Source organism: Paenibacillus arenilitoris (assembly GCF_014705655.1).
Lineage (GTDB): Bacteria > Bacillota > Bacilli > Paenibacillales > Paenibacillaceae > Pristimantibacillus > Pristimantibacillus arenilitoris.
In genome coordinates this window covers 23,890-46,851 of the sequence record NZ_JACXIY010000003.1, presented here as the reverse complement: position 1 = coordinate 46,851, position 22,962 = coordinate 23,890, and the positions used below count along the sequence as shown (strand labels likewise).

At 60.1% G+C, this 22,962-nt stretch carries 13 protein-coding genes; 11 read left to right on the top strand and 2 right to left on the bottom strand.

Annotated elements, in window-relative coordinates; genetic code table 11:
• Nucleotides 1-7 precede the first annotated feature (7 nt).
• The 6 genes from IDH41_RS03270 to IDH41_RS03245 all read left to right on the top strand — a co-directional run bounded on the left by IDH41_RS03270 (nucleotide 8) and on the right by IDH41_RS03245 (nucleotide 10,300).
• Entirely contained in the window at nucleotides 8-409 is a 402-nt protein-coding gene (locus tag IDH41_RS03270) for a GPW/gp25 family protein (RefSeq protein ID WP_190858262.1), read from the top strand.
• A 17-nt stretch (nucleotides 410-426) separates the two neighbouring features.
• The gene (locus IDH41_RS03265) at nucleotides 427-3,522 is read left to right on the top strand and encodes a baseplate J/gp47 family protein (protein ID WP_190858261.1); all 3,096 of its coding nucleotides are present in this window, start codon (nucleotides 427-429) and stop codon (nucleotides 3,520-3,522) included.
• Nucleotides 3,523-3,559: 37 nt separating this feature from the next.
• The gene (locus IDH41_RS03260) at nucleotides 3,560-5,827 is read left to right on the top strand and encodes a putative baseplate assembly protein (RefSeq protein ID WP_190858260.1); all 2,268 of its coding nucleotides are present in this window, start codon (nucleotides 3,560-3,562) and stop codon (nucleotides 5,825-5,827) included.
• A 33-nt stretch (nucleotides 5,828-5,860) separates the two neighbouring features.
• Complete coding sequence (locus IDH41_RS03255) at nucleotides 5,861-7,966, top strand: phage tail protein (RefSeq protein ID WP_190858259.1); 2,106 nt, start codon at nucleotides 5,861-5,863, stop codon at nucleotides 7,964-7,966.
• Between the two features lie 27 nt (nucleotides 7,967-7,993).
• Nucleotides 7,994-9,673, top strand: coding sequence for a hypothetical protein (locus IDH41_RS03250; RefSeq protein WP_190858258.1), 1,680 nt, complete (start codon nucleotides 7,994-7,996; stop codon nucleotides 9,671-9,673).
• Nucleotides 9,674-9,823: 150 nt separating this feature from the next.
• Nucleotides 9,824-10,300 (top strand): DUF7010 family protein, encoded by a 477-nt coding sequence (locus tag IDH41_RS03245; RefSeq protein WP_190858257.1) that lies wholly within the window; start codon nucleotides 9,824-9,826, stop codon nucleotides 10,298-10,300.
• 497 nt (nucleotides 10,301-10,797) lie between these two features.
• Here IDH41_RS03245 and IDH41_RS03240 read toward each other — a convergent pair whose 3' ends face one another.
• Both IDH41_RS03240 and IDH41_RS03235 read right to left on the bottom strand, forming a co-directional pair.
• A complete protein-coding gene (locus IDH41_RS03240) occupies nucleotides 10,798-12,624 on the bottom strand; it encodes a hypothetical protein (protein WP_190858255.1) in 1,827 nt (608 codons plus the stop codon).
• Nucleotides 12,625-12,626: 2 nt separating this feature from the next.
• Nucleotides 12,627-13,013: a DUF4280 domain-containing protein gene (locus tag IDH41_RS03235; protein ID WP_190858254.1), complete on the bottom strand. Its 387-nt coding sequence runs from the start codon at nucleotides 13,011-13,013 to the stop codon at nucleotides 12,627-12,629.
• Nucleotides 13,014-13,222: 209 nt separating this feature from the next.
• On the opposite strand from IDH41_RS03235, the gene IDH41_RS03230 reads away from it, so the two are divergent.
• From IDH41_RS03230 to pheS, 5 genes are all read left to right on the top strand, one after another.
• Nucleotides 13,223-15,970: an adenylate/guanylate cyclase domain-containing protein gene (locus IDH41_RS03230; protein ID WP_190858253.1), complete on the top strand. Its 2,748-nt coding sequence runs from the start codon at nucleotides 13,223-13,225 to the stop codon at nucleotides 15,968-15,970.
• A 35-nt stretch (nucleotides 15,971-16,005) separates the two neighbouring features.
• Entirely contained in the window at nucleotides 16,006-16,503 is a 498-nt protein-coding gene (locus tag IDH41_RS03225) for a GNAT family N-acetyltransferase (RefSeq protein WP_190858251.1), read from the top strand.
• Nucleotides 16,504-16,525: 22 nt separating this feature from the next.
• The gene (locus IDH41_RS03220; protein ID WP_190858250.1) at nucleotides 16,526-19,543 is read left to right on the top strand and encodes an Npt1/Npt2 family nucleotide transporter; all 3,018 of its coding nucleotides are present in this window, start codon (nucleotides 16,526-16,528) and stop codon (nucleotides 19,541-19,543) included.
• A 343-nt stretch (nucleotides 19,544-19,886) separates the two neighbouring features.
• On the top strand, nucleotides 19,887-21,473 hold the full coding sequence (locus IDH41_RS03215; protein WP_190858248.1) for an alkaline phosphatase family protein: 1,587 nt from the start codon (nucleotides 19,887-19,889) through the stop codon (nucleotides 21,471-21,473).
• A gap of 432 nt (nucleotides 21,474-21,905) precedes the next feature.
• Nucleotides 21,906-22,940, top strand: coding sequence for a phenylalanine--tRNA ligase subunit alpha (gene pheS / locus IDH41_RS03210; protein ID WP_190858247.1), 1,035 nt, complete (start codon nucleotides 21,906-21,908; stop codon nucleotides 22,938-22,940).
• The last annotated feature ends 22 nt before the right edge of the window (nucleotides 22,941-22,962 follow it).

Sequence of the window (22,962 nt, the reverse complement as noted above, 5' to 3'; positions counted from 1 at the left end):
AGCGGGGATGGCGGCTTCATTTTTGGGCAAAGGGTGGAAGTTTCCGGTGCAGGTCGACGCGACGACCGGCCGCATCCGGATGGCGGAAGGCGAGGAGGACATCGAGGAATCGATCCGGATCATCATCCGCACCTCGAAGGGCGAGCGTCTCATGCGCCCCGACTTCGGCTGCGGCTTGCGGGACTTCGTGTTCGGCACGACCGACGAAACGTCGCTGCGGCTTATCGCCAGCGACGTGAAGGAAGCGATCCGCGTCTGGGAGCCTCGCGTCAAGGACGTCGACGTCGAGGTGAAGCCCGATCGGCTGAATAACGGCCGCGTGCTCATGAGCGTAACGTACGCCGTCCGGTCGACGAACAATTTATTCAATCAGGTCTTTCCCTTCTATCTGGAGGAAGGCACGAAATAACGGGAGCGAACGACGAGATGAACCACGGGGGAAGCAGAGGCGGTGACAACCGTCCGCCAAAAATCAATCATCATAATCTGGCCTCTTTCATAGCTCGATTGAAGGAGATGGCGCCGCATTACACGCCGGAATGGCGGTTCTCGCCTGACGATCCGGACGCGGGGACGGGGCTCGCCTATTTGGCCGCCGAGATGCTCGAGGACACGGTAGAGCGGCTTAATCAAGCGCCGCTGAACCATTTTCTCTCGTTCCTCGATCTCATCCAGGTGAAGCTGCAGCCGCCGAGTCCCGCGCGCGCTTCCGTCGTCTTCCGGCTTAGCGAAGGCGCGACGGATCCGGTCTATTTGCCGGCGGGGACCGCGCTGACCGCGCCGAACCCGGCCGGCGGCGAGCCGCTCGTATTCGAGACTGAGAAGGCGCTGCTTGCGACGCCCGCGAGGCTGATGGAGTGGATTAACGTGCACCCCGGTAAGGACCGCATCGCGACTGCCGCCGCGAATTACGGGGAGAGGCTGGCCGGCAGCCTCGCGGAGCCGGTAAGCCTGTTCGACACGGCCTCGCTTCCGAACGAGCAGGAGCACGCGCTCTTCATCCGGCACGACGAGCTGTTTCTGGCGGAGAGGCCGAGCCGCTTCTACCTCCATGTCTATCATGCGGAAAAAAGATATACGGAGCCTGAGCTCGCCGCATCCCTCGCCTCGGAATGGGTCGAGTGGAGCTATCCGATGAACGGCGATTGGGTGAAGTTCGACGCGGTCACGGCGGCCGGCAACATGATCGTTCTCCATAAAAGCGCGATAGGAAAGCTGGAGATTACGGAGCATCAAGGGATTGCCGGACGGTGGATCCGGTGTACCGCGAAGCAGCTGGACGACCAGGCTTCGCCGCTGCTATCCAAGCATCTGAAGATGGACAAGCTGCGCATTCGGGCGGCGCACGACGCCGGCGGCGACGAAGCGGGCATTCCGCCGGGCGCATTGCATTTCAACGATACGGAGCTGCTGACCGAAGGCTTCTACCCTTTCGGCGAGCATTTCGTTCCTTATTCCGTCTTTTATTTGTCCTGTGAGGAAGCGTTCACGAAGCGCGAAGCCAGAATCAAGCTGACCTTCTCGGCGAAAGCGGTGGCCAACCGGCTTCGGATGGCGCCGGATCCGGAAATCAAGTGGAAGATGGTCATGCGCACGTCCGAGTTTGAGGAGAAGGATCCTCCGAGGGTCCGCATCCGAAGCGTCATTTGGGAATATTGGGACGGGAGCAATTGGGCGAGGCTGCCCGGCAGCGAGCCTTACGCGGACCTGTTCGCCGAGCTTCCGGAGCATGAAGCGAAATCGTTCACGCTCGAATTCGAGTGCCCGGAGAACATGGCCCAAACGTACGTGAATGGGGCGCCCGATTTCTGGGTGCGCGCGCGCGTGCTTCAGACGGATCCGATTCTCGCGCCGGTCGTGGAATATATGTCCCCGTGGCTTGCGAAGCCTTCCCTCTCGTACGCGCATCCGTCGCAGAAGCTGTTCATGCCGGAGCATGTCTACGCGAGAAGCAACGCCGACGATTCCGACCGGACCGATTCCGCACGGCAAGGCGAGAACGCCTTTCCACTGTTCGAGCCGATTCCGGCAAGTCATCCGTCGCTATACGCTTCCTTCCTATCGTCGCCGAGCAAAGGGCCGATCCGGCTGCATATCGAGCTGGAGAGACGTTTCGCCGCCCGCGCGCAGCCGCCTTGGATTGAATGGGAGGCGCTCTGCCGGGAAGGCGGGAGATTGACGTGGCAGCCCCTGAAGGCGGCCGATACGACGGATTCCTTCACGATCAACGGCGAGCTGCAATGGGTCGGGCCTTCGTCGATGGCGCAGGTCCGGTTGTTCGGGCGCGAGAGGTACTGGATACGTGCGGTCAATCGGGACGGCAGTCTTGGCGACGCCTATCCTCGCAATCCGGTAGCCGCAGGCATGCATTTGAACGCCGTGTCCGTCAGGCAGCAGGTCAGTCTGGAGAAGGAGCTGACCATTCCGCCTAACGGGTTCGTTCCGTTGTCTCCTTCGGCCTTCATCGAGGAAGAGGTGTGGGTCGACGAAATCGACGGCGTCCCGCCTGGGGATCGGAACGTCCTGGCGGATGCCGATCCCGACCGCTATAAGCTTCAGAAGGACGGAGACGGCAACGACCAGCGGTTCTGGGTTCGCTGGGAGGCGGTAAGCTCGCTTGCGGAATCGGGTCCCGTCGACCGCCATTACTGCCCGGATCATGCCGGCGGCACGCTGCAGTTCGGCGATGGCGTACGGGGCAAGCTGCCTTCGGCCGAAACCGCGGAGACGGTGCGCGTCAGCTTTAAGACGACGGCGGGCGCGGGCGGCCAAGTGGAGGCCGGCCAAATAACGGGCATGATCGTGCCGTATGCCTTCGTCAGCGGCGTGAGCAATCCGGCGCCGTCGGTCGGCGGCGGCGATACGGAGCGGATCGAGCAGGTGCTGGCGCGCGGACCGCAGCGTTTGAAGCACCGCGGCAGAGCCGTGACGGCGAAGGACGCGGAATGGATCGCGCGCGAAGCGTATCCGCAAATGGCGAAGGTGAAGTGCCTGAGCAACCGCAATGCGCTTCTCGAGCGGGCTCCCGGCTGCGTGACGATTGTCGCTTATCCGGCTGGAGGGCTTGCCAGCGCGGCCCAGTTCCCGGAGCTGCGGCGAGCGGTCGAGCGCGCGCTGCTGCGTTCGGCGCCTAATCTCACGGCGCTCGGCGGCGCCATCGGCGTCATCGAGCCGGCGTATTTGGAAATATCCGTCCATGCGACGGTGGCGGCCGGTTCGGCGGACGACCTGTTTCCGGTCGAGATGGCATGCCTCGCGAAGCTGAACGCTTTCTTGCATCCTCTTACGGGCAACGCGGACGGGAGAGGCTGGAACATCGGCGAAGCGCTGCATGCTTCGGTGCTTCATTCGCACCTCCACGGCGTCCGTTCGCTGCTCTATATCGAACGATTGTACCTGCATGTCGTGAAGGTCGAAAACGGCGTCCGCTCCGAATGGGATCCGGCCCGCATGGGCGAGGCGATCCACGGCATCGTCGTGAACGGAAGCCATTCGATCACGGTCGTCGAGGCGCCGAAGTAAAGACCGATTATCATTGATTTTGGAAAGGAGACCGCGTATGCTGCCCAGGCTGCCGCTCGACGACCGTACCTATGCGGAGATCGTCCAGCAATCCAGAAGGCTCATCCCGAAGCGCGTTCCGGAATGGACGGACGAGAACGCGCATGACCCGGGCATAACGTTCATCGAGCTGTTCGCATGGCTCACGGAGATGCAGCGTTATTACATCGGCCGCGTGCCCGACCGGAACCGCCGCAAATTTCTCGAGCTGCTCGGGATCGAGCCGGCGGACGCGCGCTCGGCGGAAGCCGTCGTCCGGTTCGGCAACGTAGCGAACCCGGTCACGCTGCCGCGGGGCACGAAGCTAATGGCGGAGGACCAGGTGTTCGAGACGGATGCGTCGATCTCCCTGCAGCCCTTGACGCTGGAGAGGATCGTAACCCGCACGGAGCGGGAGGCCAACGACGTCACGTCGTCGAACGAGCACGCGAACGTCGCTTTTTATGCCTTCGGCAAAGAGGCGAGGCCGGCCTCGAGGCTGTATCTGTCCTTTGACCGCGAGCTGCGCCCGGACGAGACGGTCACGATCGCGATTAAGCTGCTGGAGGAGGGGCGTTCGGGCGAGTCGGCCGGACGGATGACGGACATCGACCGCGCGGCCGTATCCCCGTCGGCCCGGCTCTCCTGGAAAGCTTATTGCTGGGACGAGGCGACGGGCTCCCCGGGCTGGATGCCGGTCGAACTACTGGTTGACGAGACGATTCATTTGACACTCAGCGGCAAGCTTGCGTTCCGTGTGAAAGCGCCGTTGCGACCGGTTACCGTTCACCCGGCAAACGAGCATCCGCGGTATTGGATATGCTGCACGGTGGAAGAAGCGGGCTACGAGCTGCCGCCGAGGATCAAGCGCATTCTGCTTCATACCGCGGGCGCGAAGCAGCAGGATACGTTATGCGAAGCCGTTGAGTATACCGTCAAGGGCGAGCCGAACGAATCGGTGCGAATCGGTACGTATTTGGCCCTGTACGGCCGGGTAAGCGTCCAAGTGCGGAATGCGGACGGGGCTTGGCGGTTCTGGCGGCAAGCGGATTCGCCGGACGGGAAGATGGAGGAGGAGAGCTCTCCTCCGCGGGACGTCTACGAGCTCGCTATCGATGAAGCGAAGGGCGAGGCGACCGTCCGGTTCGGCGACGGCAGAATCGGGGCGATTCCGCCCGCGGGACGGAACGTACGGATTATTGCCGGGACGGACGGCTTCGAGCCGCATCGCTTGGTCGGACGCAGCGACGGGCTGCCGGGCCAGCGGTTCGAGCTGTTCCATCTGCCCTGCAGGAAGAGCGACGCGCTTCGCCTGCAGGTCGGCGTGGAGGCGGCGGACGGCGGTCTGCAATGGGAGGACTGGACCCGGGTCGACGACTTCGACCGCTCGGGACCGGGCGACCGCCATTTCGTCTACGATCCGGCCAAGCGGCTGCTCTTCTTCGGCAACGGCGAGCGAGGAGCCGTCCCCCCGGCCTGGCCGGAGGCGAACATTATGCTGATCGGCTGCGTGCTGGGAGGCGGCGGAAGAGGCAACGTGAAGCCTGGACTGATTTCGGAATGGGTGAACGACAGGCAGCGGGCGCTGCGGCTGACGGCGGACAATCCCGAATACGCCGCGGGCGGCGCGGACGCCGAGACGCTGCAGGAGACGCTGCGACGGGCGCAGGCCGAGCTGGCGCACAGGTTCCGGGCCGTCACGAGCGAGGATTACGAAGCGATCGCGAAGGAGACGCCGGGCGCGGCCGTGGCGCGGGTGCACGCGATTCCGCTCTTCAGGCCGGGGCTCGCCGACTATCCGCGGGACAAGGCGGAGGGCCAAGTATCGGTCGTCGTCGTTCCGCACAGCTTAAGCGATACGCCGGCGCCGAGCCCCGGATTTCTGCAAACGGTGAGGCGCCATCTCGACGCGAGGCGCCTCGTAACGACGGAAATTCACGTTATCCCGCCCGTCTACGTCAAAGTGACGGTTAACGCGGTCGTCGTCGTCGAGCCGGCGTTCGTGGACGAAGGGCCGCGCCTGGCCGAGCTGCTGCGGCGGCTGCTGAGGCCGCTCGACGGCGAGCACGGCGCCAAGGGCTGGACGTTCGGCCGCAGCGTATACAAGGGCGACATCTACAGCGCGCTCAGCGAAGGAAGCGGAGTCGTCTACGTACAGGATTTATGGCTCGACGCGGAAGGTCCCAACGTCAAGAAGAGCGCCGGCGGCGACATCATGCTGCCGCCTCACGGCCTCGTCTTCTCGGGGCAGCACGATATTCGGCTCATCAGCCGCACGCATCTGTAGCATGCGGCGAACCGGCAGCAAAGGAGGGACGGCATGAGGGGACAGAACCTTTTTTTCTCGATTAACCGCGAGGAGGACTGGGGGCGCGGCACCGGCTACAACGTCGGGACGGAGCTTGCGGGCTGCGGCGTCCTTCGCGACAACAAGTACGGAATCGCCGGCACGCTGCCGCTGCGCGAGCTGGCCGGCACCGCGCCGGTCATGGAGATTGCCGTTTCGCGGCATGAGCATCTGTATTTGCTGGACGAGAGGGCAGACTTGTGGATTTACGACCGGAGGAACGCGGACCACAAGCGCCTGTTTGCGCAGGGGCACGGACTTTTCACGTCTGACGCGAGGCTGGCCGCTTCGGGAGAGCTCTTATTCGTCGCCGACCGCGAGGGCGAGCGGACCTTGGCCGCGTACCATACCGGCAACGGCCAGACGCTCTGGTCGCGGACGGGCGGCGAAGCGGACGGCATGCCGCTCCATCCGCTCGCGATCGCGGCGGACACGCGATACGTCTACGTCCTTACGCCGCTCGAGTTGGATACGGGGGGCGGCGAAGCTGCGGTGCGGGAGGGAGCGAAGCTCGGCATTATCCAATTTACGCACGGAGGCGCCTTGACCGGCGTATGGAGCGATCCCGGCTTCGGCCAGCATGCGCGGGCGAAGCTGCGGCATTTGACCCGGACGTATTTCATGACGGCCGCGATTTCGGGCGGACTTTACGTCTTCGATACGCTATACGCCAGGCTGTTCGGCTTCGGTGCGGACGGCCGAATGGGCTTCAAGCGCGACTTGCCGTCCCTGCCGTACGCGGGCTTGTGCGCGGACGGCGAGGGCAAGCTTTACGCGGGCGATTCGCGCCAGCTTGATCAAGTGAGCGAGGATGACCGGTTCATCGTGCAGATGAATGCCGCAGGCGAAATCGCCGGCCGCGTGACGGGCTTCCGCGGCAAGGCCGACCAGCTGCTGGTCGACGAGAAGGACCGGATGTACATACTGGACGGCGAAGAAGGCGTCGTCACGATACTGGGCCTGCAGCCGCAGACGCTGCCGATGAAGGAGACCGGCGTACCCGAGGGCGTCTGGTTCTCGAGCGCGTACGACAGCACGGAAGCGGACACGGTTTGGCACAAAATGACGCTGGACGCGTTCGTGCCCGACGGCACGCAGCTGCGAGTCTCCTACTTCAGCCTGAATGAGGACAGCCTCTTCCTAGGCGGCGTTTACCGGAAGGTCGACGACTGGCTTGCGGACCCGCACATCCCTTACCGGGAGAAGGCGGCCGGCCTTGCAAGCCGTTGGTCCGCGCCGGTGATCAATCCGGAGGACGCCTTGTTCTTCGGCGCCACAGGAAGATATTTATGGCTGAAGATCGAATGGATCGCAACGGAGCGCTATACGCCGCTTTTGCAGTCGATGCGCATCTATTTCCCGAGGGAAACCTACTTGTCCTATTTGCCGGCCGTCTATCAGGAAGACCCGGCCAGCCGTGATTTTCTTGAGCGTTTCCTGTCATTATTCGGCACGCTGTTTAACGGAATCGAGGATGAAATAGCGGATTTGTCCCGGTACATCGACCCTCGGCGGGCAACCGGCGAGCATTTGCGCTGGCTTGCCGCCTGGGTCGGTCTGGAAACCGACGATTATTGGACGGACGAGCAGGTTCGTGCGTTCATCCAAGCGGCGCCGGAGCTGTACCGCTACCGCGGAACGCGCCAAGGCTTGATGAAAACGATCGAAATTTACACCGGCATAACGCCCCTCATCGTCGAGCATTTTCAGACGAAGGCGATGCGGGACCACGCGGAGCTGCGGGAGCTGTCCGATCGGCTATACGGCGGCGATCCGTATACCTTTACGGTTCTGCTGAGGCCGGAGCAGGCTCCGACCGAGAAGCAGCGGGTCGTGATCGAGCAGCTTCTGGACGAACAGAAGCCGGCTTTCACGGAAGCGAAGCTTGTCCTGCTGCAGCCTTGGATATACCTCGATCTGCACACGTACCTGGGCATCAACACGGTGCTTACCGAGCCGTCGCTGCTGAAGCTGAATCCGGACAGCTCGATGCCCAACGACACGCTGATCGTCGATGTCGGGATGGAGAAGCGCATGGATGTTCATACCCGGCTGGAAATGGATTCCGAGCTGGAATAACAGATGGAACGCGAAGGAGTGGTACAGGTGAAAAAATCGAGGCTGTATCCGTTCGAGAGAAACCGTTATTTTTACGGGAAGCTGCTGACGGTGCGCGATTTCGAATCGGAGCAGAAATATTTCAACGACAAAAGAAGGCTGCTGAACCGTCTGCTGTACGGCAGCGGCGTACTGTCGGGGATGCAGGTCGTAGCGGTCGACGACAAGACGATTTCCGTGGAAATGGGCGTTGCGATCGATTACATCGGACGCGAAATCGTCATCCCTTCCCCGGTCACGCTCAAGCTGTCGATGATCGAAGGCTTCATGAACAACGAATACAAAAAGAACGTATACCTATGCGTCGCGTACGACGAAAAGGGGAAGGAGCCCGTACATTCCGTCGGCAACTCGAGCATTCGCAACGATGAGGTAAGCGAGTATAACCGGGTGCTGGAATCGTACCGTCTGTTCATCGTGGAAGAAGCTCCGGCGCCGGCATCGTTCGAATTCGTGCAATTGCTCGAGAACGTCGCGACGATCTACGAGGATGCGAACGTGCGGATTACGCAGCGCATGCCGAAGTACGTCAACGCGGGCGAAGTCGTCGAAGTGAAGCTTGTCGTAGAGAAGACGCTGCAAACGCCGCGGATCGCCCTGCAGTTCGATTATGAAGCGCAAGGATTCGCGCCGCTCGGCAGCGACAAGAACAAGGTGACGTTCGCGGAGCCCGGGAACGCGCAGGAGACCGAATATACGGTCAGCTACCACGTCAAAGCGCCGCAGGCGGCCGGGGGCATGGCGGAGCTTGCCGTGCCGAACCGCGCGGCGAAGCTGACGATCGGCGATGCCGTCATCCCGCTCGACACGAACGCGAAGCATGTCGTCGAAGTGCTGGAGGAGCCGGTTACGGACCGGATTTTGAAGGACTGGCATGAACGCAGCCTCGAGCAGGCGGTAGACGGCTCGTCCGACCAAAGCATCTGCCTGGCGAAGATCGGCTTGCTCCAAATGGGGCCGACGTACATGATCGAGAAAGTGGACCGCGTGCCATTCGGCGAATATATCGAGAGCACGGCGCTTCTTCAACGGCTCGGGCAGTCGGGCCGTTCCGCCGCCCTTAACCGGTTCTACGCCACTGCGCGGACTTATGATCTGGAATTCGACGCCAAGCCGACGCTCGACGTGCAGTACCATCCCGACCGCAACGAATTCGGATTCGATCTCGGCATTCCGCGTCCGCAGCATCTGTACGACGAAATCGCGACGGGCACGATGGAAGTCGCGCTCGAATCGATCGGCAAAACCGGGGGCTTCTTCTTCTCCCGCGGCAAAAAAAATTACGTATCGGACGAAATCCGGCACGGGCTCGGCGAAGGGCAGGTTACGGTCGTGGTCGGCCTGGAGGAAATCGACCATTCTCTCTCCCTAGAGAAGGACGCGGCCAAGAAAAAGGTGTACTACGGCCAAAGCGACGTATTCAAAGGAACGGAGCACGAACCGGACATTCCGAACGTGTCGCTCGGCACGCTCGTTTACCCGGAGAAGGGTACGTTCCGGATCGGGATGAAGCTGCAAGGGGAGACCGAGACGACTGCTTCTGTCATTGCCGTCCGCTGGTGGGCCTTCAAGAGCCTTGGCGCGGCGAAAGCGGGTGCCTCGGCCATGGAGGACGACCGGCTGGAGTCGGCGCTTGCCGAGGCGGCCGCTTCCGAGCAGGACAAGTAGTGAGAATAGAGACGCGGCTCATGAGCAGCTTTGCGAACGGCAAAGCTGCTTTTCCGCTGTCTGCCTGCCGGCCCCCGCAACCATTTCTTCTTCTCTGCGTCTGTGAATGGAGAGGGGGCTATTTTTGAAACCGGAAGGAGTTTCATCATAATGACACAACCAACAGGGCAAGTCCCCGGCGCCGCGCTCATTATCGGGGGCGTCGGACTGGTTCGCGCGTCGCGCGCGCTGCCGGATGCGGCAGCGACGTCGGATCCAAGGCTCGGGAAATCTACGAGATTGCGGTTTAACCTTATTTTCGCGGCGGAGGGCGCGGCGATTGCCGTTGCGATAGCCGTCTGCGACGCCATCGACCGAACGGACCTCATCCCGATAATAATCGCCCTAATTGTAGGCATTCATTTTTTTCCGCTAGCTCCCCTGTTCAACGTGAGGATGTACCATCTGACGGGCGCGCTCCTTTGCGTGGTGGCGATCGCGACTTGGCTTGTTTTTCCCGAAAAGGTGACGGTGTCCGGACATGAAATCATTGCCTATATGTCCATTGTCGGATTAGACTCCGCGCTGATTTTATGGGCAACGGGCCTGTACATATGGCTGATGGGAAGAAGCTTGCTGAGAGCGTAGCGAGGCTGGTCGAGATCGCAATTGAAGAGAGAAAATGCTGCTTTAGTGCCCATGTCGCATTTTGAACCGCGACAGGGTTGTTCGGCGGCCGGAATGTAATTTGTGCAACAGAAAAATAGTGACGCTAAGGAGTTATCCTTGCATCACCATTTTTCATTATCGGGCTGTGCGTCTCGCACACCAAGCCATCGCGTGATTTGCCTCCGGGCAGTGCCTCTTATGCAGATGCCTGTATATGTGCAGGCTTCCGGCCGCTTCATGCGAGCAGCGAAGCAAATGGCTGCGAATGTGCATCTTTTTTCGCTTAGTACGCACAAAAGGGGGCTCACGTGCTGAAATGCCTGCACTTAAGCAGGCTTTCTTTTCGGCTACCACATCGATATAGCAAAGCCTGCCTATCGAAGGCTTTGCGTTTAGCTTGTTTGAAAAATGGAAAAAGAGCGTTCCTCCGTCATCTAGCGATGACTTGGGACAGCTCCTTCTATCCTTATGCCTGCTTACTGCTTCGGTACGATATAGTCCATCTCGAGCCTGACAGGCTTGTCCTTGTTCATAAGAAACGTTAGAAGCGCATTGCCCGATTTGAACCGCACGCTTGTCCGGCCGTTCTCGAGCGTTTCCTTCGTTGAAGCCGTCTTGGCGGCCAGCAGTCTGGCATAGGACTGCTCCATTACGGCGGCGTTCCACGTCGTCAGCTTGCGCACGTAGAAGGCTTCCGGGTTGTCGGGGTCGGGCTCGAGCATGAACGACATCTGCATCGCGCCGAACGTAAGCGTCTGAGGCAGAGCCTCTCCCGCAGTACCGTCCGTCTCGGAAAGCACGTCTTCGCCAGTGCCATCCCCTGCAGGGGAATCGGCCGCGGCGGCCCCGTCGTCCGGCGTAACCGCCTCCGCTCCGTCGGCCACATCCTCCGCACCGGCGGATAAAGTCCGCACTTCGCCGTCGGCGTTGCCGGCGCTCTCCTGCGGGGCCGGCAACGCCGCTGCGTCGCCGGACGGTTGCCCGGCCTGCCTTTCCGGATTTGCGACGCCGGAAGGCGTCCCCGCTTCCTCGTCTGCCGCGTCCTCGCCGGTCGCCGCGTCCTCGCCGGTCGTTGCGTCTTCGGCCGCCGACGCTTTCTCCTCTTCGGCAGCCGGAGGCGGCGCGTCCGGCTCGCCCAGCGTCTCCTGCAGCTTCGCCAGCGAGAGGTTCATGAAGCCTTCCGCGTACAAGGAGCCGGCCCGGAAGAAGCCTTTGTACAGCGGCGCACCGTCCGCGTCGAAGAGCGAGCCGACGCCCTCGTATTTGCCGTTCACGAACTTGCCGTCGTAGACGACGCCGCCCGCCGCATTGAACGCTTGCCCGGCGCCGTTCTGCAGGCCGTTCGCGAAGGAGCCTGCGTAGACGAGCGTCCCCATTTCGTTGTACAGGTTCCCCGTGCCGTGATAGCCGCCGAGCAGGAAGGCGCCGTCGTATTTGACGAAGCCCGAAGGGAAGTACTCCTTGCCCGCTCCGGAAAGCTTGCCCGCCAAATAATTGCCCTCATAAAGCAGGGCGCCGCCGCCGTCGAACTGCTTGCCCGCGCCCTCGTAGACGCCGTTGTTGAACTGTCCCTCGTATAGAAGCTTTCCGCTCTCGCCGTACAGCTTGCCGTCGCCGCTATAGGCTCCCTTCACGAAATTGCCGGCGTAGACGAGACTGCCGTCTTCCTTGTATGCCGTCCCTGCGCCTTCGTACATCCCCCCGGCGAACTGCCCTTCGTACTTCGGCGTTCCGTCCGGGTAGAACAGCGCACCCGCGCCGGCATAGCGGTCGTCCATGAACTCGCCGCGATAGAGAAGACTTCCGTCCTCGGCGTAATGCTCGCCCGTACCCGCCATCATGCCCTTCGCGAAGTCGCCTCTGTAGCGCAGCGTGCCGCCGGGGTAATAGAGCCTCCCTGCGCCTTCGTACAGGCCGCCCGCCAGCGGCCCTTCGTACAACAGCTTGCCGTCCGCGTCCTTCACGGCCGCCGTCCCCGTGAAGCCGGAGGCTGCCGCGGCGGAGGCTTCCAGCTGCGGCGTCCGGCCGAACCACTTGTTCACGAAGGCCGGCGGGCTGATGAAGCCGAAATAAACGATGATCAGCGTTAGGACGACGATCAAGGCGATCAGCTTCTTGGCGATATAGTAGCTTCCGATCCGCAAATAGTTGTTAAGCGAGCGGAGCGGACCGAATATGGCGCTGACGAGCCACTTGCGCAAGGCGGCGAGCAGCCGCTTCGGCAGCGTCTTGGCCTGCTTGAGCGGGCGCAGAATGATGCGCTGGATCGGCTTGAAAATCGGCTTCAATAGTTGTTCGATCATCGTTACGGCACCTGTATCGTCATTTGGCCCGGATTCACGACCTGAATGACGCCTCCCCAGTTACACATGCATTTGGATGAATGGTTCAGCGCCGGCATGTTGCCGATCAGCACGGTCGGCGACCCGGGCGCCCACGGCGCGGCTGTGACGGGCACGCAGGGCATCGGGGTAAGCGCGCCGAAAGCCGCCGCCGTAGCCGAGGCGACCGTCGGATTCGCCAGCGAGCTGCACATGCCGAAAGGCATAATGTTGACCATCGGTTTGTTGTCCATAATAGTGGCGGCCGGCATTGCGTTCACGACGCGCTTCTCGGGCAGTACGACCAGCGTGCCCGGGGCGGCGCCGAAGGAGCATTGCAGCATGGCTCCGCCGCATACGAGTTGTCCCATAGAGATCCTTTCGAAGAGCGGGCGCGCATCATCGGCCCCTCCTATTTTTTACTATATTCATAGTACTATATGGCCAAATCGCCATCAACAAAAACATGGCGAATTCGCTAAGATTTGATCGGATTCTACAAGCTTGAGGGGTGTCAAACGGCTTAACATGTAGTACTATGGAAATAGTAGATTTTAGCATTTAGAAAGCGATGGTGAACATGCGAAGGTCCTTATGGGGTATTGCGCTGCTGCTCGTAATCGCGATCGGCACCGGTCTATGGCTGTATCCGAACGCCGGCCGTCTTGAGGTGCTTCCTTACGCGAAGGACAGGCCGCTCTCGTATTTGTCCAAAGCGGCGGCGGGGCCGGACGGCGGCTTGATCGCGATCGGCGATTCCCGCCAGGAGATCGTGCGGATAAGCGGGGAAGGCGCCATTGAAGAAGTGATCGTCCAGGAGGCCGCGAGCGGGGCGAGGCATGATTTTACCGACATTGCGGTAGGGGACGACGGCTCGGTCTATGCGCTGGACACGATTCTGGACGGTTACGGCCTCTACGTGCAGGAGGAGCGGATCGTCCGTTATCCGGCGGACGGTTCGGAAGAAACGGTGCTGTACGCGTTCAAGGGCAACGGCACGAACAAGCGCGTCGGCCTGATCAAAGGGCTTCAAGCGGCGGGCGGCAGCGTTTATTTCTACATCAATCAAGAGACGGAAGTTCGGCTGTACCGGATTGCCCCGCAGGACGGCGAGCCGGAGGAGATGCTGAGCTTCCAATTGCCTGCCGACCGGTATTTGTCGGAAATTGTCGGATACGAGCCGGGAGGCATCTATTACTCGACGAAGCGGGGAGCGGTGTTCCGCGTCGGCGCGGACGGCTCGAGCGCGATGGCGTATCCGCTGGTAGGGATGGAGCGCACCCGCAAAAACTTCCCCGAAGGTCTTCAGCTCGGCGCGGACGGCCGTTTGTATTTTATTGACCGTCTCGTCAATTCGGTCGTCAGCATGACGGCGGCGGATTCGAGCGGCCTGCGGACGGAAATCGACGAAGCTTCCTTGAAGGAGCGGGCGAAGGATGCCGAAAGCCTGGAAATAATGGATTTGACACTGGGCGCGGACGACAGAATGATCGTTGCGCTTGACGATCGGATCGTCGCCTTCGGAGCGGATCCATCCGGAGACGGCGTCCTGACGAAGCTCGCGTACGACCGCAGCTCCTCCGTAGCCGGCTGGCTGGCCTGGATTGCCGCGGCCGCGCTGCTCGTCATTGCGATCGCGGTGCTGCGGCTTGTCTATGTGCATGTGCTGAAGCGGAGAGTCTCGCTCTTTTTCAAGCAAGTGTTCGCGATCGTGCCGCTATTGATCCTTGCGATGTTCCTGTTATCCAACTTCATCTACGACAGCTTCTCGAGCCGGATGGAAGAGGACATGCTGCGGCAGTTGTCGCTGCTGGCGCGCAACGGCGAGAACCTCATCGACGGCGACCGGCTGAAGCGCCTGTTGTCGCCGGACGATTACCGGAACGAGGATTACGAGGCTATTTACGGCAAAATAAACGCCCTGTTCGAAAGCGAGGACGACGCGAACCGCAAAGGGCTGTACAGCACGCTGTACAAATACGAGAACGGCGAGCTGTTCATCCTTATGGACGACGACGACGGCGTCAATATGTACAAGCCTTTTCCGGTTAGCGAGGAGAACCTGCTCGTTCTCGAGAAGGGGGAGATCCAGACCAACCTATGGGAGGACGCCACCGGCAAATGGATGTACGCGATCGGCCCCGTCTATGATTCGTCCGGCGCGGTCGTCGGCATATACGAGACGGGCCGCGACCTGAACGTACTCTACGAATCGAACAGAACGATTTACAAGAGCATCATGCGGAACATCGGCATCATCAGCATCGGACTGATCGTTCTCGTGCTCGCCGTTACCTATTACCTGCTCTCGTCGTTGCGGAAGCTGCGCAGGAGCGTCATGGAGATGGCAAACGGGAACTGGGACGTGAAGGTCGACATCCGCTCGCAGGACGAAGTGGGGGACCTCGGCGAGCAGTTCAACCGGATGGCGCTTCATATCCGTACGTACATCAAGGACATTACGTCGTTCAGCGAAGCTTCCCACCGGTTCGTGCCGCAGCAATTTTTTAAATACTTGGGCAAGAAGGGCATTACGGATATCCACCTCGGGGATCAGGTTCAGCAGAACATGGCCGTCATGGTGGCGAACATCCGCTCGTTCCACCAGCTGTCGAAGCAGCTGTCGCCGAAGCAGAACTTCGACTTCATGAACGGCTTCCTGAAGCGGTTCAGCCCCTACGTCCGCACGGAGGAAGGGCTGATCAGCAAATATATGGGAGCGGGCTTCATGGCGCTGTTCCCCGCGCGCAACGAGGACGCGCTGCGGGCGGCCGTCGCCATTCGCAGGGAGCTCGTCCAGTATAACGAGAGCCTTGCGGCGTCCGGCCTCGCGCCGGTCGATCTCGGCATGGCGATTCACAAAGGGCCGCTCATGCTCGGCATCGTCGGCGAGGAGCAGCGGATGGAGGGCAACGTCATCTCCGACGACGTCAATATGACGGCTACCCTCGAACGCATGTCCGATACGATGGGCGCGTCGATTCTCGTCACCCGCACCTACTTCGACCAGCTGCGTTCGCCGGAGCGATTCCGCTTCCGGATGCTCGGCCGCGTCCGCATCGACGGCAAGGACGAGCCGATCGAGCTCGTCGACGTCTATGAAGGCGATCCGGAACCCGCGCGCCAGCTGAAGGACCGCACGAAGGCGCTGTTCGAGAAAGGGATCGAGCTCTGCCAGGAAGGACGCTTCTTCGACGCGAGGGAGACATTCATTGAAGTGATCAAGGTCAACCGATTCGATAAAGCGGCCAAGCTCTATTTCTATTTATGCGACGAATATTACCAGAAAGGCGCTGCCGAAGGCTGGAACGGCACGCTCGCCGTATAGGCCACAACTATCACTTCGAGAAGGAGGCGGCTGGCATGCTGGCCCAGCAATTCCGGATCAATCAGGTATCCACGGCGGAGGAAGCGGAACGCATCGTCGCATTTTTATTATCGGACCATTCGTTCGACGACACCCGCTACACGCCGGGCGAGCTCGTTCACTTTCGCGAGCTCCCCTACCGGGCGCTGAAGGGCGAGCTGCTATTCTGGTATGCGGAGGATGCAAGCGGACAGGTCGTCGGCATCAACTGCGTCGCCGAGAACGAACAGCAGACGGGCGGCTTCAGCTGGGATTACATCGTCGTGCACCGGCATTATCGCAAAAGTGGCGTCGCGGCGTCGCTGATCGAGCAGATGTTCCTGCATATGCAGGCGGCGGGGGCCCGCTATATCATCACGTATACATGCGATCTGCCCGAATATTCCCGCATCAGGCAGCTGTTCGAGCGGAACGGGTTCGCGCTCGTCGGCCGCTGCCCGGACTATTATTACAAAGGGGAAGACCGGTTAATCTACTACCGAAAGCTGGTTTAACGAAGAAATGAAGATCGAAACCATGTTGCGTGCCGTCGGCGCCCGTCCAGAGGACCAGCGAAAGCTGCTGCTGATGGCGCCTGTTTTTTTTATTTGCGGCATTGCCGAAATGCTGAATTACAACGGCTTCATGACGCTGTTCAACCAGCGGTTCGGAAGCGAATATTTGCCTTACGTCTACGCGGCCGAGGCGATCATCCTGCCGCTCGAGGCATGGCTGCTCTCCTGGCTCTCGGCCAAGCTTCCGAAGCCGAGGCTGATGCGCGTCCTGTATGCGCTGCTGCTCGGCATCGTCGTAGCGAACGCGCTTATTCTGCTCGGGCTGCAAAGCTTCGGAATCGAGCTGCGATGGTATTACCCGGTATTGTTCGTCGCCTCGAACTTCGTCGTTCGGCAGCAGACGATCCTGCTGTGGAGCCTGGCGATCGATCTATGCCCGACGCAGCAGGCGAAGCGGCTTATGCCGGTATTCGTCGGCTCGGCTACGCTCGGCGGCGTGGCGGCCGGCCTGCTCGCCCAGCTCATCAGCCTCGCGTTCGGCCCGGCCGTCGTTTACGCGGCGGGAGGGGCGCTGCTGCTGATCGCCTGGGGAAACTACCGGAAGGTGATCGCCCGGTATTTGGTGCCGATGTCGCTGAAGCTGGAGGAGAGCGCGGCGGAAGAGGAGCAGGTCTCGACGGCGGCGGTGTTCGGGCATGCGCTGCGCTCCCCGTTTCTGCTTACCGTCATTTTGTTGATGACGCTCATGCCCGCGCTCTATTTTTTGATGGAATACGAGTTTTTGAACGTGACGAAGACCTCGTTCCCGGACGAGCAGTCGTTCAGCCGGTTTTTCGGCATGATTACGATGGTGCTGTTCGTGCTCGCCTTCCTGCTGCAGACCGTATCGGGCAAGCTGATGGCGCGGCTCGGTGCAAGCCAGATGCTGACCGCCATCGCCGGCGTGTACGTCGTCTCGTTCGCCGGCGCCGTTCTATTCGTAGGGGGAGCAGCCGCCCTTCCGGTCATCTCGATCGGCTACATGCTGCTCTATTTGCTGCTCTATTATTCCGCCGAGCCGTCCTATCAGCTGTTCTTCAAGACGCTGCCGCTGGCGCAGCGCGACAGCTACCGTTACGCGGCGCAGGGAATCGCCGCTTCCGCGGGCATCCTGATCGGGGCCGGCCTGCAATTTCTTCACTCGGGCTTCGGCCTGTCCTGGACGCTGCTGTCCGTCGTCGGTCTGGCCGGGGCGGCCGTGCTGCTCGTCCTGGCCTGGCTCGGCAGACGTTACTACATGCGGGAGCTGGTCGGCAGCGTGCAGGCGAGCGGCGCCTTCGACCTCGCCGAGCAGTTCGACGAGATCGGCCGGAACGAGGCGGCGATGGCGGAAATCCGACGGATGCTGAAGCATCCGCTCGACTCCGCGCGCGAGATTGCGCTGCAAATCGTCGGCCGCCTGCAAAATCCGCAGGACGTGCCGGAGCTGCTGGCGCTGATCGACGATCCGAAACCGCGCATCCGGGTCGCCGCCGTCAGGGCAATGAATCTCGAGAAGGCGGATTTGCAGGCGTTGGTTAAGGTAGCCGCCTTCCTCGAGGATCCCGACGACGAGATGCGTGCCGAGGGAGTCAGGCAAATCGCCCGAATGAAGCATATGGAGCATCAGGCCTTCTACTTCCTTCGGCAGAAGCTGCTTGACCGGCATCCGAGCGTCGTGGCGGAAGCGGTCAAGGCGATGTACTCGTTCGACCATGCGCCGAGCCGCGAGGCATGCGCGGAGGCGATCGACCGGATTTTGGACGAAGGCGGCGAATCGTCCGTTCATATATGCCGCGTCGTGGCCGAGCTGAAGCTGACGGCGTTCGTCCCGAAGGTGGAGAAGCTGGTCGACGAAGCGCATGCGGCCGCCCGGGTAGCGGCGACCGCGTGCCTTGGCCGGCTCGGGCATGCGGCGATCGTTCCGAAGCTGCTGCGGCGGCTGCCGACGATGGATCAGGAAATGCTGCGGACGGCGACGGAAAGCTTCATTCAAATCGGCGAGGGGGCGATCGCGCCGCTGACGGACCATCTGGAAGAGGCGCCGCCAAAAAGCTGGACGTCCATCGTGACCGCGCTGTCCGCCCTGCTCCCGGAAGAGCGGGCAAGGACCGTCCTTGCGGAATCGGCGCTCCGGCGGCTTCAGGCGCTTGATGCGGCGTCGGCGTATTCCGGTTCCTTGAGCCGGCTCGGCCATGAGGAGCTGTCCAAGCTGGCGATGCTTCGATGGCGCGAGGTCCGCGATTTCGTATTCGACGGCGCTTGGTCGATATTGGCGAGGCTGGCCGACGAGCAGGTCGCCGATTCGGTGAAGCGGGCCGCGGCGGACGACGACGAGGAAATTCGCGGCAACGCGTGGGAGGTGCTGGCGGAAGGGATGGGCGAGCGCCGCCTGTCGCAGCAGCTGCTTGCCGCTCTCGAGCGGGGCGAGGAACGGAAGCCTGCCGGCGACGACGAGGAAGCGCGTTCGTCGCTTCGGCTTGCCCTGCAAGGAAGCGACGACTGGTGGCGGGAGATTGCGGCCGCGGCTTTAACGGAGGAGGACGAGAGCGTGTCGAACGAACAGCAAATGATGAGCAGGCTGAACAAGGTTGTGTTCCTGAGGCAGGTTCCTTATTTCGCCGACTTGTCGCTCGAGGAGCTCGGATTAATCGCCGGCATCGCGGAGGAGCGCGTATGCCTGGACGGGGAACCGCTGCTGAAACGGGGAGAGCCGCATCAGGCGATGTACGTCATCATTGAAGGCAACGTTGAGCTGACGAGCGTCTCCGCGGCGGGCTGGGAAGGAACGATCGGCGTGCTCGGCAGCGGCGAAGTATGCGGCGTCACGTCGGCGCTTGACGGTACCGCATCGACGGTTACGGCCCAATCGCTGCTCGGGGACGTCAAAGTGCTGAAGCTCGTGGGCGAGAACGTATCCCGTCTAATCCGGCTCTACCCGGAGATCGGCATCGGCCTCCTGAGGGCTTCGTTCGCCCGCATCCGCCTGCTGGAAGAAATGATGATGAGGATCGACTCATGATTTCTGCAATCGAATAGCGAACAGCTAAGCAAAATCGATGAATGACAAACAAGCGGCTAGGCAGCCCGACTGCCCAGCCGCTTATTTGTCGTAAGGCGACTCAATATAATGTCCCGCCAGTAACCGATTTCCGGATTCTTCCTCGAGTATTCGTCTCCAATAACTGTTTTGTATGGATTGATTAACCTATACGAAGGATATAAATATGATTTTGGATAAAGGAGCATCAGGATGAAAAATAATGCAAAGCTTTCGGACGATATCATCATCGGAATCGACGTCGGTTCGACTACCGTTAAAGCAACCGTAGTCGACCCGGTTTTAAAAAGGGATGGTTAATCCTATGCGAGCAAGAGGAAAAATGATCATCGCGTTAATCTTATGCGCGGGTTTGCTTGTTGCCGGCTGCAACGCGGAATCCGGACGGCGGATCAATCAACTGAATGCCAAATCCGGTATCAATGCAAATCAAAATGGCAAACCTGTCATTTTTATTATCATTGATTCTATAATGGACAAGCCTCTGCGTAAGGCGATTCAAGAAGGACGCGCTCCCGCTTTGCGGTTTTTGCTCAATAATGGAAACTATTATCCGCAGGTCGTCAGTTCGTTCCCCACGATGTCCGTGACGATAGACAGCACAATATTAACGGGAGCGTATGCAGACCGGCATAAAGTACCTGGACTCGTCTGGTACAGCGGCAAAGAAGGACGCATGATTTTTTACGGCAATGGCGCCAAGGAAGCGTTAAAGATCGATCAGCCGCAAGTATTGATGGATGCCGTCTATCAGTTGAATCAAGTTCAATTGAACAAAAAAACGAAGACGATCCACGAAGAGCTGGCTGAAAAAGGGAAGGACTCCGCATCGATCAATGCCGTGGTATTCAGAGGTAAAACGGAGCATACCTTGAATGTGCCGCAGATGATGGCGGCCAGCACGCATTTGCCGAAGCAAATCAAAGTAACAGGACCGAAACGGTTATCCTATGCGGCGCTTGCGCAGCAAGATTCGAATCATATCCTGGATACGGCAGTCTGGAAAAAATACGGGATGAACGACGAATTTTCCGCGCGGGAAACCGCTTATCTTATTAAACAAAATAAACTTCCAACGGTCACGATAACTTATTTTCCCGGTAATGATCACGTCCTCCATAGAAAAGGCCCTTCCGAGCTCAGAGGGATCGAAAAAGCCGATCGAGCGCTGCAGGAGGTGCTGGGCGCTTTCGGTTCATGGGATCAAGCCACAAAAAAAGCCATTTGGATCGTCATGGGAGACAGCGGGCAAAGCTATGTATATGATGATCGGGACGCAGCCACTGTCGATTTAAGGCCGCTTTTGAACCGGTACCGTATAGCAAAATTGAATCAACCTGTAAGGACCGGGGATCAAATTGCGATCGCCGCCAACGAACGGATGGCTTATGTTTATTCGATAGATGCCAAGGTGGAGCTAACCGACATCGCGAAGCTTTTGAAAAACGAGGAAAAGCTCGATATCATCGCTATGAAAGACGATAAAAATATTGTTGTCGCCGCAGGGAAAAGCGGCAAAACGCTTGTTTATCGTCCCCGGGGAAAATACGAGGATGAATATGGGCAAACGTGGACGGTGTCGGGCGACCTCGACGTCCTGGATATTTCAATAACGAACAACCGGATCAAGTATGGAAGGTATCCCGACGTACTTGCCAGACTATACGGTTCCATGAATTCTCATGAAGGAAAATACGTTGTCGTCACGGCGCAGCCGGGATATGAAATCGTCGGCGAAAGCTCTCCTACCCATATCAACGGAGGGGCCCACGGTTCGCTGCATGAACTGGATTCGCTTGTTCCATTAATCGTAACCGGAACGAATTCCCGGCCCAAAACATTGCGAACCGTTGACATCAAAGACTGGATTCTGAAATTGGTGGACGGATAAGCCGGCAAGCCATAGGAATACGTGAACCTTTAACGGTTGCAACGCTGCAACAGATTGCATATAATAAAGATTAATGTTTCCATATACGCAGCAAAGCGACGATGGAGAAAAGTAAGCAGTGCTTTCGCACAGGGAGAAGACGCCGCAGATTGAGAGCGTCTTCGTGAAATCAGGCTGCCGAAGTTCGCTCCGGAGCAGACGCCTGAACCGCCGATTGGCGCAAGTAGGGAAGGTCCGGTTCCCGCCGTTACGGGATAAAGGGATTGCGATCCGATTGGCCAGGCAAGCCGCATACGCTGCGCGCCGCGCCGTTAAGCACGCGCGAATCGAAGCAATCCGAATTAGGGTGGTACCACGGTTCTTTCGTCCCTTCTGGGAGAAAGGGCCTTTTTTGTTTTCCAAAGCATGATGAAGATACGGAGGCGAACAGAGATGAAGGAAAGATTGGAACAACTGCGCGGCGAAGCGCTTCAAGAGCTTCAGAAGGTGGAATCCCCGCAGCAGCTGAACGATTTGCGCGTCAAATATTTGGGCAAGAAGGGCGCTTTGACCGAGATTCTGCGCGGCATGGGCGGCCTTAGCGTCGAAGAGCGCCCGCTGATCGGGCAGGTGGCCAACGACGTCCGCTCGGCGATCGAGGCGGTCATTGACGAGAAGCAGGAGGCGTTCCTGCAAGCGGAGACGAACAACCGCCTGCTGGCGGAGACGCTGGACGTTACGCTGCCGGGCAAGCCGCTGCCGACGGGGGCGGTTCACCCGCTGAACAAGGTGGCGCAGGAAATCGAGGATATATTTATCGGGCTTGGCTACTCGATCGCGGAGGGTCCCGAGGTGGAGGAGGACTATTACAACTTCGAGGCGCTTAATTTGCCTAAGAACCATCCGGCGCGCGATATGCAGGATTCGTTCTACGTCACGGACGAGATTCTGATGCGCACGCATACGTCGCCCGTGCAGGTCCGCACGATGAAGGCGATGAACGGCAAGACGCCCGTCAAAGTCATTTGCCCGGGCAAGGTGTACCGCCGCGACGACGACGACGCGACGCATTCGTTCCAGTTCAACCAAATCGAAGGGCTCGTCATCGACAAAAACATCCGCATGAGCGATTTGAAGGGAACGCTGCTGCAATTCGTGCAGCAAATGTTCGGGGCGCAGGCGCAAATCCGCCTCCGGCCAAGCTTCTTCCCGTTCACGGAGCCGAGCGCCGAGGTTGACGTGACCTGCGTGCAATGCGGCGGCCGCGGCTGCCGGATGTGCAAGCAGACGGGCTGGCTCGAAATTCTCGGCTGCGGCATGGTGCATCCGCGCGTTCTCGAAATGGGCGGCTACGATCCCGAGGAGGTCAGCGGCTTCGCGTTCGGCATGGGCGTCGAGCGGATCGCGCTGCTCAAGTACGGCATTGACGACATCCGCCATTTTTACACGAACGACCTGCGGTTCTTGAACCAATTCGCGAGAATGTGAACGAAGAGGAAAGGAAGGGAAG